The organism is Neisseria sp. LACPHL-SPEC-2024-00856, assembly GCF_047915665.1.
Taxonomy (GTDB): domain Bacteria; phylum Pseudomonadota; class Gammaproteobacteria; order Burkholderiales; family Neisseriaceae; genus Neisseria; species Neisseria polysaccharea.
The window spans coordinates 217,590-230,154 of record NZ_JBLRPR010000002.1 but is presented as its reverse complement, the minus strand read 5'-3'; the positions used below and the strand labels follow the sequence as shown (position 1 = coordinate 230,154).

The window sequence follows — 12,565 nt, the reverse complement described above, 5'->3', positions numbered from 1 at the left end:
ATTGCCCGTCCCTCATTTGCACTCCGACCGACCAACCGCATACCCGCCATGATCCAAGACACCCGCCCCCTTATCCGCGTCGTTGCCGGCATCCTGCTCAACCGGGACGGCGACTACCTGCTCAGTTCCCGCCCCGAAAGCAAACCCTATGCCGGATATTGGGAATTTGCCGGCGGCAAAGTCGAAGCGGGCGAAACCGACTTCCAAGCCCTGCAACGCGAGTTTGAAGAAGAACTCGGCATCCGCATCCTCGCCGCCACGCCTTGGCTGACCAAAATCCATTCCTACGAACACGCCCGCGTCTGCCTGAAATTCCTATGGGTCAACCCCGGCCAATGGACGGGCGAACCGCAATCCCGCGAAGGGCAGGAATGGTCTTGGCAGAAGGCGGGCGATTTTACCGTTGCCCCTATGCTGCCTGCCAACGGCGCGCTTTTGCGTTCGCTGTCCGTTCCGCGCCGTTTGTACGGCAGCCTGAAAACGGGTTTGTACGGGGAGAACAGTATGGGCGCGTACCGCGTCCTGCCTTTGGGTTCGGCAGAGGGAAGCGGTGCGAACGTTTTGATGGAGACGGCACAATGGCAGGACAAACCCGAACACGCCGACAGCGTGTGGATGATGGTGCAGAGCCGCGAACAATGGCGGCAGGCGCAGGAAAAGGGCGCGGATGTCGTCGTGTGGCGCGTGTGCAATGATGTTCAGGCACAAGAGGCGGCAGAAGCCCTGCGTCAGGGCGTATCTGTGCCGCTCGTACTTGCAGCAAACGGACAGACGGTCGCACGTTATGGGAAACTGTGGCTCGGCTTGGGGGCGCACGCGGTGGTAAGGGACGAAACAATAGGGGAGAACCATGAATAAAAACCGCAAATTACTGCTTGCCGCATTGCTGCTGATTGCCTTTGCCGCCTTCAAGCTCGTTTTGTTGCAATGGTGGCAGGTGCAGCAGCCGCAAGCCGTGGCGGCGCAATGCGATTTGACCGAGGGTTGCACGCTGCCGGACGGAAGCCGCGTCCGCGCCGCCGCCGTTTCAACCAAAAAACCGTTTGATATTTATATCGAACACGCGCCCGCCGACACGGAACAGGTCAGCATCAGCTTCAGTATGAAAAATATGGATATGGGTTTCAACCGCTATATGTTCGAGCGGCAACCGTCGGGGACTTGGCAGGCAGTACGCATCCGCCTGCCCATCTGTGTCGAAGGCAGGCGCGATTTTACGGCGGACATTACAATCGGCAGTCGGACATTTCAGACGGCATTTACCGCCGAATAAACCTTTCAATCCGCCATTGCCGGAACATCCGTCCGGAAAGGACACGTTATGAATACTTTATATACACTTTTCGCCACCTGCCCGCGCGGCTTGGAGACCGTTTTGTCTCAAGAACTCGGAAGCCTCAGCTGTACCGATGTTCAAGCGTTTGACGGCGGCGTTTCCTGCCGCGGCGGATTGGAACAGGCCTACGCCGCCAACCTGCATTCGCGTACCGCTGGCCGTATCCTGCTGCGTCTGACCAAAGGTACATACCGCAATGAGCGGGATATCTACAAACTTGCCAAAAACATCAACTGGTTCAATTGGTTTACCTTGCAGCAGACGTTCAAAGTCAAAGTCGAGGCAAAACGCGCCAACGTCAAAAGCCTCCAATTTGTCGGTTTGACCGTCAAAGATGCCGTCTGCGACGCTTTCCGCGACATTTACGACGCACGTCCGAGCGTGGACAAAGCCGCGCCCGATGTCCGCATCCACGCCTTTTTGAACGAACGCAATGTCGAAATCTTCATCGACACTTCGGGTGAAGCCCTGTTCAAACGCGGCTACCGGCTGGATACCGGCGAAGCCCCATTACGCGAAAACCTTGCCGCCGGACTGTTGCTCTCGGCAGGTTACGACGGCACGCAGCCGTTTCAGGATCCGTTTTGCGGCAGCGGCACGATTGCTATCGAAGCCGCTTGGATTGCCGCCGGCCGCGCACCGGGCATGATGCGCCGTTTCGCTTTTGAAAAACTGCAAAATTTCGATAAAACGCTGTGGGCGGATTTGCGCCGCCGCGCCGAAGCGCAAATCCGCCCCGTCCGCGCCCCGATTGCAGGCAGCGACAACGACCGCCGCATCGTTCAGACGGCATTGGACAACGCGCGCCGTGCCGGAGTGGACGACATCGTTTCCTTCAGCGTTGCCGACGCGCAGTCCGTCCGGCCGAACGGCGAAAACGGCATTATGGTGTCCAATCCGCCCTACGGCGTGCGCCTCGAGGAAGTCCGCGCCTTGCAGGCACTTTATCCGCAGCTGGGGACGTGGTTGAAAAAACACTATGCCGGCTGGTTGGCGGCAATGTTTACCGGCGACCGGGAAATGCCCCGGCTGATGCGCCTGTCGCCAAAACGCAAAATCCCACTTTATAACGGCAATATCGATTGCCGCCTGTTTCTGATTGATATGGTGGAAGGGTCGAACCGTTGAGGAAAGTGTAGAAAAATGCCGTCTGAAAAATGTTCAGACGGCATTTTTTTGAATCAGCCCCGTTTTAATACAGATGTATTGATGTAGCGTTGGACACCCGAGGCAATGGATTGGGCGCACTGCCGGCGGAAGGATTCGCTGCCCAGCAGCTTCTCTTCGGAAGGGTTGGACAGGAAGGCGGTTTCGACCAGGATAGACGGCATATCGGGCGCGCGCAAAACGGCGAAATTGGCTTCGTCCACCCTGCCTTTGTGCAAGTGGTTGAGCCTTCCCAATTCTTCAAGCACCAGTTTGCCGAGTTTGCGGCTGTCGCGCAGCGTGGCGGTCTGCGTCATATCGAGCAGGGCGGTATCGACATTGCGGTTGCCGCTGGTCGGTACGCCGCCGACCGCGTCGGCATTGTTTTGGGTTTGTTCCAAGAATTTGGCGGCGGAGCTGGTCGCGCCTTTGGTGTTCAGCATATAAACCCCTGTGCCGCGCGCGGAGGGGCTGGTGAAAGCATCGGCGTGGATGGAGACAAATACGTCCGCCCGCCTTGCCCGTCCTTTGGCGACACGCACGCCCAAAGGGATGAACACGTCTTCGTTGCGCGTCATAAAGACGTTGTAACCCAATGCTTCCAATTGCTTTTTGGTTTCGCGGGCGATGGAGAGGACGACGTGTTTTTCCTGCAAACCGCCCGGGCTGACGGCGCCGGGGTCTTCGCCGCCGTGTCCGGGGTCGATCATAATGACGGGTCTGCGCCCGTTTTTGCCGCGTTCGGTTTGTGCGGGAGTGTTTTGAGCGAGGTCGGCTTCCGGAGAGCCGCGCCGGGTTTTGTTCGGGCTGCCGTTAAGCAGCGCCATCATCGGATCGTCGGCATCCATCCCTTGCGGATAGAGATCGACGACGAGGCGGTTCTTAAAGCCGCCGACGGGCGGAAGCGCGAAGACTTGTGCGTGGGTGGGCTGTTTCAAATCGATGACGAGGCGGACGGTGGTCGGCGTGTTCTGACCCGCGCGTATGCTGCGGATAAAGGGGTCGTCTGCCATGACTTTCTGAGACAGTCCGTGCAATACGGTATTGATGTTCGCGTTTTGTATGTCGACGACCAGCCTGCCCGGGTTGTCGAGCGTGAAGTGTTGGTATTTGAGCGCGGCGGTGCTTTCCAGCGTTAGGCGGGTGTAGGTGTGCGACGGCCATATCCGTGCGGCGGTGAATTGCGGGGCGCGTACCGTTTTGGCAACGGCGGATGCGATGGGGCTTAGGGCGAACAGTGTGCCGGCGGTGCGGCGGATGATTTGTCTTCGTGTCAGTTTGGTCATAGCGGCAGGCTTTCGCGTCCTCGTTCGGTATGGGCGGTCAGCAGGCATTTTCTGCCGCCGCCGTCGTGTGTCAATGTTGCGGTGATGTCGGCAGGCGGCGTAAATTCCCCGCCCTGTTGCGGCCATTCGATCAGGCAGACGCTGTTTGCGGCAAACAGTTCGTCAAGCCCCGCATCTTCCCATTCTTCGGGGAACGAGAAGCGGTAGAGGTCGAAATGGTGCAGGGTGAAGCGTTCCAGCGGATAAGATTCGACGATGGCGTAGGTCGGGCTTTTGACTGCGCCCAGATGACCCAATCCGCGCAGGATTCCGCGTGTCAGCGTGGTTTTTCCCGCACCCAAATCCCCTTCGAGGTAAATGACCAGCGGTGCGTTTAAACGGGAAGACCACGCCGCACCCAAATCGAGTGTGGCGGCTTCGTCGGCAAGGAATCGGGAAACGGGGGGAAAATCAGGCATAGGGGCTTTACAACTTTTATGTGGCGGATCGGAGGGGCAGGCGGTCGGCAAACCGTGCGCCCGGCGGCATTGCCGTACATTATAACAGCCAAATCCGCATCCTGCTTTCAGACGGCAACGGCTGTCAAGAAAAAGCGGCGCGTGTACAATACGCGGATTGTATGTTTAGGACAGATTGGAAAAAGGATGGAAAATATCGGCAGGCAGCGACCCATCGGCGTTTTTGACTCGGGAATCGGCGGTTTGACCAATGTGCGCGCACTGATGGAGCGGCTGCCGATGGAGAACATCATTTATTTCGGCGACACGGCGCGCGTGCCTTACGGGACGAAATCTAAGGCTACCATCGAAAATTTCTCGATGCAGATTGTCGATTTTTTATTGGAACATGATGTCAAGGCGATGGTTATCGCATGTAATACGATTGCGGCGGTGGCGGGGCAGAAAATCCGTCAAAAGACGGGCAATATGCCTGTGTTGGACGTGATTTCCGCCGGCGCGAAAGCCGCGCTAGCAACCACGCGCAACAACAAAATCGGCATTATCGCCACCAATACCACAGTCAACAGCAACGCCTATGCGCGCGCCATCCATAGGAACAACCCCGACACGCTCGTCCGCACGCAGGCCGCGCCGCTGCTCGTCCCTTTGGTGGAGGAAGGTTGGTTGGAACACGAAGTTACCCGCCTGACCGTATGCGAATACCTCAAACCATTGCTTGCAGACGGCATCGATACGCTGGTGTTGGGCTGCACGCACTTTCCCTTGCTCAAGCCCTTAATCGGCAGGGAGGCGCACAATGTCGCGTTGGTTGATTCTGCAATTACGACGGCTGAAGAAACCGCACGCGTCCTTGCGCAGGAGGGATTACTCAATACCGACAACAACAATCCCGACTATCGTTTTTACGTCAGCGATATTCCTTTGAAATTCAGAACCATCGGCGAGCGTTTTCTGGGCAGGACGATGGAGCAGATTGAAATGGTGTCTTTGGGGTAGCGGCAGGTACGGACGGAAACCGCCCCCGTCCGCGCCATCCGCATACGCACCTGCAACGCCCTGCCGTATTAAACGCCCCGTCGCCGCAAATGCCGTCTGAAAGGTTTCAGACGGCATTTTTCCGTTCAAGCCGCCCCTCAAGCTGCGGTTTTTCAGTTTTTTTTTCGTTTCGGGCAATTTTCAAACCGTCATTCCCGTGAAAACAGAAAATTAAAAACAGAAACCGCTCCGCCGTCATTCCCGCGCAGGCGGGAATCTAGACATTCAATGCTAAGGCAATTTATCGGGAATGACTGAAACTCAAAAAACTAGATTCCCACTTTTGTGGGAATGACGGGATATACGTGGGAATGACGGGATATAGGTTTCCGTGCGGACGCGTTCGGATTCACGACTGCGCGGGAATGACGGGATTTTGGTGTATTCCCTAAAAAAAATAAAAAAGCATTTGCAAATTTGTTAAAAATAAATAAAATAATAATCTTTATCATTCTTTAATTGAATTGGGTTTATATGAACAATCCATTGGTGAATCAGGCTGCTATGGTGCTGCCGGTGTTTTTGTTGAGTGCTTGTCTGGGTGGCGGTGGCAGTTTCGATTTGGACAGCGTGGAAACCGTGCAAGATATGCACTCCAAACCTAAGTATGAGGATGAAAAGAGCCAGCCTGAAAGCCAACAGGATGTATCGGAAAACAGCGGCGCGGCTTATGGCTTTGCAGTAAAACTACCTCGCCGGAATGCACATTTTAATCCTACATATAAGGAAAAGCACAAACCATTGGGTTCAATGGATTGGAGAAAACTGCAAAGAGGAGAACCAAATAGTTTTAGTGAGAGGGATGAATTGGAAAAAAAACGGGGTAGTTCTGAACTTATTGAATCAAAATGGGAAGATGGGCAAAGTCGTGTAGTTGGTTATACAAATTTCACTTATGTCCGTTCGGGATATGTCTACCTTAATAAAAATAATATTGATATTAAGAATAATATAGTTCTTTTTGGACCTGACGGATATCTTTACTATAAAGGGAAAGAACCTTCCAAGGAGCTGCCATCGGAAAAGATAACTTATAAAGGTACTTGGGATTATGTTACTGATGCTATGGAAAAACAAAGGTTTGAAGGATTGGGTAGTGCAGCAGGAGGAGATAAATCGGGGGCGTTGTCTGCATTAGAAGAAGGGGTATTGCGTAATCAGGCAGAGGCATCATCCGGTCATACCGATTTCGGGCTGACCAGCGAGTTTGAGGTTGATTTTTCTGATAAAACAATAAAGGGCACACTTTATCGTAACAATCGTATTACTCAAAATAATAGTGAAAACAAACAAATAAAAACTACGCGTTACACCATTCAAGCAACTCTTCACGGCAACCGTTTCAAAGGTAAGGCGTTGGCGGCAGATAAAGGTGCAACAAATGGAAGTCATCCCTTTATTTCCGATTCTGACAGTCTGGAAGGCGGATTTTACGGACCGAAAGGCGAGGAACTTGCCGGTAAATTCTTAAGCAACGACAACAAAGTTGCAGCGGTGTTTGGTGCGAAGCAGAAAGATAAGAAGGAGGGGGAAAACGCGGCAGGGCCTGCAACGGAAACCGTGATAGATGCATACCGTATTACCGGAGGGGAGTTTAAGAAAGAGCAAATAGACAGTTTTGGAGATGTGAAAAAGCTGCTGGTTGACGGAGTGGAGCTTTCACTGCTGCCGTCTGAGGGCAATAAGGTGGCATTTCAGCACGGGATTGAGCAAAACGGCGTGAAGGCAACGGTGTGTTGTTCCAACTTGGATTACATGAGTTTTGGGAAGCTGTCAAAAGAAAATAAAGACGATATGTTCCTGCAAGGTGTCCGCACTCCGGTATCCGATGTGGCGGCAAGGACGGAGGCAAACGCCAAATATCGCGGCACTTGGTACGGATATATTGCCAACGGCACAAGCTGGAGCGGCGAAGCCTCCAATCAGGAAGGTGGTAATAGGGCAGAGTTTGACGTGGATTTTTCCACTAAAAAAATCAGTGGCACACTGACGGCAAAAGACCGTACGTCTCCTGCGTTTACTATTACTGCCACGATTCAGGGCAACGGTTTTTCAGGTGTGGCGAAAACCGGTGAAAACGGCTTTGCATTAGATCCGAAAAGTACCAGCAATCCGGTCTATACGCGCATTCAGGCGGATGTATCCGGTGGCTTCTACGGCAAAAACGCCATTGAGATGGGCGGTTCATTCTCATTTCCGGGAAATGCACCGGAGGGAAAACAAGAAAAAGCATCGGTGGTATTCGGTGCGAAACGCCAACAGCTTGTGCAATAAGCACGGCTGCCGAACAATCGAGAATAAGGCTTCAGACGGCACCGCTCCTTCCGATGCCGTCTGAAAGCGAAGAGTAGGGAAACACTATGCAACAGCAACATTTGTTCCGATTAAATATTTTATGCCTGTCTTTAATGACTGCGCTGCCCGTTTATGCAGAAAATGTGCAAGCCGGACAAGCACAGGAAAAACAGTTGGATACCATACAGGTAAAAGCCAAAAAACAGAAAACCCGCCGCGATAACGAAGTAACCGGTTTGGGCAAATTGGTCAAAACCGCCGACACCCTCAGCAAGGAACAGGTACTCGATATCCGCGACCTGACTCGCTACGACCCCGGCATCGCCGTCGTCGAACAGGGGCGCGGCGCAAGCTCGGGTTACTCGATACGCGGTATGGACAAAAACCGCGTTTCCTTGACGGTAGACGGCTTGGCGCAAATACAGTCCTACACCGCGCAGGCGGCATTGGGCGGGACGAGGACGGCGGGCAGCAGCGGCGCAATCAATGAAATCGAGTATGAAAACGTCAAAGCTGTCGAAATCAGCAAAGGCTCAAACTCGGTCGAACAAGGCAGCGGCGCATTGGCGGGTTCGGTCGCATTTCAAACCAAAACCGCCGACGATGTTATCGGGGAAGGCAGGCAGTGGGGCATTCAGAGTAAAACCGCCTATTCCGGCAAAAACCGGGGGCTTACCCAATCCATCGCGCTGGCGGGGCGCATCGGCGGTGCGGAGGCTTTGCTGATCCACACCGGTCGGCGCGCGGGGGAAATCCGCGCCCACGAAGCCGCCGGACGCGGCGTTCAGAGCTTTAACAGGCTGGTGCCGGTTGAAGACGACAACCAATACGCTCATTTCGTGGTCGAAGAAGAATGCGAAAGCGGGAGTTATGAAACGTGTAAAAGCAAACCGAAAAAAGATGTTGTCGGCAAAGACGAACGTCAAACGGTTTCTACCCGAGACTACACGGGTCCCAACCGCTTCCTCGCCGATCCGCTTTCATATGAAAGCCGGTCATGGCTGTTCCGCCCGGGTTTTCGTTTTGAAAACAAACGGCACTACATCGGCGGCATACTCGAACGCACGCAACAAACTTTCGACACGCGCGATATGACGGTTCCGGCATTCCTGACCAAGTCGGATTTTGATGCAAATCAAAAACAGGCGGGTTCTTTGCCCGGCAACGGCAAATACGCGGGCAACCATAAATACGGCGGTCTGTTTACCAACGGCGAAAACGGTGCGCTGGTGGGCGCGGAATACGGTACGGGCGTGTTTTACGATGAGACGCACACCAAAAGCCGCTACGGTTTGGAATATGTCTATACCAATGCCGATAAAGACACTTGGGCGGATTATGCCCGCCTCTCTTACGACCGGCAGGGCATCGGTTTGGACAACCATTTTCAGCAGACGCACTGTTCTGCCGACGGTTCGGACAAATATTGCCGCCCGAGTGCCGACAAGCCGTTTTCCTACTACAAATCCGACCGCGTGATTTATGGGGAAAGCCATAAGCTCTTGCAGGCGGCATTCAAAAAATCCTTCGATACCGCCAAAATCCGCCACAACCTGAGCGTCAACCTCGGTTTTGACCGTTTTGGTTCCGACCTCCGCCATCAGGATTATTATTATCAAAATGCCAACCGCGCCTATTCGTCGAAAACGCCCCCTCCAAACGGCGATAAAAAAATCAGCCCCAACGGCAGCCAAGACAAACCCTATTGGGTCAGCATAGGCGGGGGAAATGTGGTTACGGGGCAAATCTGCCGCTCGGGCAACAATACTTATACGGACTGCACGCCGCGCAGCATCAACGGCAAAAGCTATTACGCGGCAGTTCGGGACAATGTCCGTTTGGGCAGGTGGGCGGATGTTGGCGCGGGGTTGCGCTACGACTACCGCAGCACGCATTCGGACGACGGCAGCGTTTCCACCGGCACGCACCGCACCCTGTCCTGGAACGCCGGCATCGTCCTCAAACCTGCCGACTGGCTGGATTTGACTTACCGCACTTCAACCGGCTTCCGCCTGCCCTCGTTTGCGGAAATGTACGGCTGGCGGTCGGGCGATAAAATAAAAGCCGTCAAAATCGATCCGGAAAAATCGTTCAACAAAGAAGTCGGCATCGTGTTTAAAGGCGATTTCGGCAACTTGGAGGCAAGTTGGTTCAACAATGCCTACCGCGATTTGATTGTCCGGGGTTATGAAGCGCAAATTAAAAACGGCAAAGAAGAAGCCAAAGGCGACCCGGCTTACCTCAATGCCCAAAGCGCGCGGATTACCGGCATCAATGTTTTGGGCAAAATCGATTGGAACGGCGTATGGGATAAATTGCCCGAAGGTTGGTATTCTACATTTGCCTATAATCGTGTCCGTGTCCGCGACATCAAAAAACGCGCAGACCGCACCGATATTCAATCACACCTGTTTGATGCCATCCAACCCTCGCGCTATGTCGTCGGCTTGGGCTATGACCAACCGGAAGGCAAATGGGGTGTAAACGGTATGCTGACTTATTCCAAAGCCAAGGAAATCACAGAGTTGTTGGGCAGCCGGGCTTTGCTCAACGGCAACAGCCGCAATACAAAAGCCACCGCGCGCCGTACCCGCCCTTGGTATATTGTGGATGTGTCCGGTTATTACACGATTAAAAAACACTTCACCCTCCGTGCGGGCGTGTACAACCTCCTCAACCACCGCTATGTTACTTGGGAAAATGTGCGGCAAACTGCCGGCGGCGCAGTCAATCAACACAAAAATGTCGGCGTTTACAACCGATATGCCGCCCCCGGCCGCAACTACACATTTAGCTTGGAAATGAAGTTCTAAACGTCCAAACGCCGCAAATGCCGTCTGAAAGGCTTCAGACGGCATTTTTTACACAATTCCCGCCATTTTCCATCATTCCCAACAACACCGTAATCTCGAAACCCGTCATTCCCGCGAAAAAGGCGGGCGTAGGATGTGCAGCGTGGGCATAGGGCAGGCTGCAAGGCAGGTGTAGGGCTGGCTGTAGGGTGGGCTTCAGCCCACCAATCCCACCGTTTCCACCTATCCCTCCAACTCCGTCAATGTTATCCATCTTGCCCAATCCCACCGAAAACCGAAACCGCCGAATCACGCCTATTCCCCAAAAAACCTTTGATGCGGTGAAATTGGTGGGATTGGTGGGCTGAAGCCCACCCTACAGCCCACCCTACGGCTCGCTGAAATTTCGTCATTCCCGCGCAGGCGGGAATCTAAGTTTGTCGGTGCGGAAACTTATCGGATAAAACGGTTTCTTTAGATTTTACGTTCTAGATTCCCGCCTGCGCGGGAATGACGGGATGTAGGTTTCTGTGCGGACGTGTTCTAGATTCCCACTTTCGTGGGAATGACGGGATTTCAGTTTGCGGATTGATTTGAAGTTGCAAAATCCCAACGGACCGGATTCCCGCTTTCGCGTTTCAAAGTTACGGCGTTATCGGAAAAACAGAAAATCAAAGCTGCGAGGATTTATTTAAAACAACCGAATTTCAACGAACCGGATTTTCGCCTGCGCGGCGGCGGAAGGTTTTTTGTTTTTCCTGACAAATGTCCGCAGTCTGAAATTCCGGCCGCCGGCATAACGGTATAAATATTTTCTATTTGAATCCAATATAAAATGCCGTCCGAACGATGTTCGGACGGCATTTTTAATGCTTCAAATCAGTTGGTGCCGACTTTGATTTTCTGCCACAGGCTGACTGACAGTTTTTTCGCATCCGCGCTCATTTGCGGCATCACGAAACCGTCTTTCATATCCTGCTCGTTCGGGAAGATGGAACGGGTGTTCACCAGTTCGGCAGGCATTTTTTCGCGCGCCGGTTTGCTGGCGGGGGCAAAGGTTACGGCGATGCCGTTTTTCGCCGCGATTTCGGGGTCGAGCGTGTAGTTGATGTATTTGTGGGCATTGGCGACGTTTTTCGCATCGGCGGGAATCAGCCAAGACTCAATCCAGAAGCCCATACCTTTCGGTGTCAGCACTTCGATGCCGACGTTGTTTTTCACTTCTTCGGAACGTGCTTTCGCCAAGTTCAAATCGCCGCCGTTGCCTGCCGCGAGGCAGATGTCGCCGCGCGCCAGCTCGTCGATGATGGACGGGCTGAAACGTTTGACATCCGGACGGATAGACTTCAACACTTCCGCCGCCGCCTTCAAATCTTCAGGATTCGATCCTTTGGGGTCTTTGCCCAAGTAGTTCAGCAAAATCGGGAACATTTCGCTCGGGGTGTCCCACAGGGCGATGCCGCAGGATTTCAGCTTGTGGGTGTATTCGGGTTTGAACAGCAAATCCCAGCCGTTTTCGGGCAGCTTGCCGCCCAAAAGCTCTTTGCCCTTCGCCGTAATCGCAATCGTGTTTACGCCGGAGAAATAGGGGACGGCATATTGGTTGCCCGGGTCGGCGGTTTCCAGCATTTTCAAGAGTTCGGGATCGATGTTTTTATAGTTGGGAATCAGGTCTTTGTTGACTTTTTGATACGCGCCCGCCTCGATTTGGCGCGGTAGGAAGGCGATGCCCGGCACAACCAAATCGTAACCGGATTTGCCGGTCAGCATTTTGGCTTCCAGCGTTTCGTTGTTTTCGTACAAGTCGTAAGTCAGCTTCAGATTGTTGGCTTTTTTAAAGTCTTCGACCGTACTCTCGTCAACATAGTTCGACCAGTTGTAGATGTTCAGAGTATCGGTGGCAGCGGCTTCGGCATTGGCAGCAGACGCAGCGTCTGCTTGAGGTTGCACGGCGTTTTTTTCGCTGCCGCCGCAGGCTGCCAGAGACAGCGCGGCCAAAACGGCTAATACGGATTTTTTCATACGGGCAGATTCCTGATGAAAGAGGTTGGAAAAAAAGAAAACCCCGCGCCCCATCGTTACCCCGGCGCAAGGTTTGGGCATTGTAAAGTAAATTTGTGCAAACTCAAAGTGATATTGGACTGATTTCCCTAAAAAATTATCCTGTTTCCAAAAGGGGAGGAAAACGTCCGCACGATTTTGCCGTTTTTTTGC

Annotated in this window: 10 protein-coding genes; 7 read left to right on the top strand and 3 right to left on the bottom strand. The window is 53.4% G+C overall.

All coding sequences use genetic code 11. The annotated features are described in order from the left end of the window. Positions 1–48: 48 nt before the first annotated feature. The 3 genes from ACNAU7_RS03245 to ACNAU7_RS03235 are packed head-to-tail and all read left to right on the top strand — an operon-like array spanning position 49 to position 2,464. Positions 49–858 carry an NUDIX domain-containing protein gene (locus tag ACNAU7_RS03245; RefSeq protein WP_096100613.1) on the top strand — a complete coding sequence of 270 codons (810 nt, stop codon included), beginning with the start codon at positions 49–51 and terminating at the stop codon, positions 856–858. After that, complete coding sequence (locus ACNAU7_RS03240; RefSeq protein ID WP_269057326.1) at positions 851–1,273, top strand: hypothetical protein; 423 nt, start codon at positions 851–853, stop codon at positions 1,271–1,273. The genes ACNAU7_RS03245 and ACNAU7_RS03240 overlap by 8 nt, the downstream gene beginning before the upstream one ends. A 48-nt stretch (positions 1,274–1,321) precedes the next feature. Continuing rightward, entirely contained in the window at positions 1,322–2,464 is a 1,143-nt protein-coding gene (locus ACNAU7_RS03235; protein WP_416300650.1) for a THUMP domain-containing class I SAM-dependent RNA methyltransferase, read from the top strand. A gap of 53 nt (positions 2,465–2,517) precedes the next feature. Here the strand turns inward: ACNAU7_RS03235 and ACNAU7_RS03230 are convergent, their stop codons facing one another. Together ACNAU7_RS03230 and tsaE are read right to left on the bottom strand one after the other, a co-directional pair. Beyond that, positions 2,518–3,768: an N-acetylmuramoyl-L-alanine amidase gene (locus ACNAU7_RS03230; RefSeq protein WP_416300648.1), complete on the bottom strand. Its 1,251-nt coding sequence runs from the start codon at positions 3,766–3,768 to the stop codon at positions 2,518–2,520. After that, complete coding sequence (gene tsaE / locus ACNAU7_RS03225; RefSeq protein WP_002239492.1) at positions 3,765–4,226, bottom strand: tRNA (adenosine(37)-N6)-threonylcarbamoyltransferase complex ATPase subunit type 1 TsaE; 462 nt, start codon at positions 4,224–4,226, stop codon at positions 3,765–3,767. Before tsaE ends, ACNAU7_RS03230 begins: the two co-directional genes overlap by 4 nt. Positions 4,227–4,412: 186 nt before the next feature. On the opposite strand from tsaE, the gene murI reads away from it, so the two are divergent. The 4 genes from murI (at position 4,413) to ACNAU7_RS03205 (ending at position 10,524) form a co-directional block, all read left to right on the top strand. Continuing rightward, complete coding sequence (murI, locus tag ACNAU7_RS03220; RefSeq protein WP_002226097.1) at positions 4,413–5,225, top strand: glutamate racemase; 813 nt, start codon at positions 4,413–4,415, stop codon at positions 5,223–5,225. A gap of 513 nt (positions 5,226–5,738) precedes the next feature. Continuing rightward, positions 5,739–7,538: a transferrin-binding protein-like solute binding protein gene (locus tag ACNAU7_RS03215; protein WP_101094706.1), complete on the top strand. Its 1,800-nt coding sequence runs from the start codon at positions 5,739–5,741 to the stop codon at positions 7,536–7,538. 86 nt (positions 7,539–7,624) lie between these two features. Beyond that, positions 7,625–10,372, top strand: coding sequence for a transferrin-binding protein TbpA (gene tbpA / locus ACNAU7_RS03210; protein ID WP_416300642.1), 2,748 nt, complete (start codon positions 7,625–7,627; stop codon positions 10,370–10,372). Between the two features lie 17 nt (positions 10,373–10,389). Continuing rightward, the gene (locus ACNAU7_RS03205) at positions 10,390–10,524 is read left to right on the top strand and encodes a hypothetical protein (RefSeq protein ID WP_258861358.1); all 135 of its coding nucleotides are present in this window, start codon (positions 10,390–10,392) and stop codon (positions 10,522–10,524) included. A gap of 706 nt (positions 10,525–11,230) precedes the next feature. Here the strand turns inward: ACNAU7_RS03205 and ACNAU7_RS03200 are convergent. Beyond that, entirely contained in the window at positions 11,231–12,373 is a 1,143-nt protein-coding gene (locus ACNAU7_RS03200) for an extracellular solute-binding protein (protein WP_019272516.1), read from the bottom strand. Between the last annotated feature and the right edge of the window lie 192 nt (positions 12,374–12,565).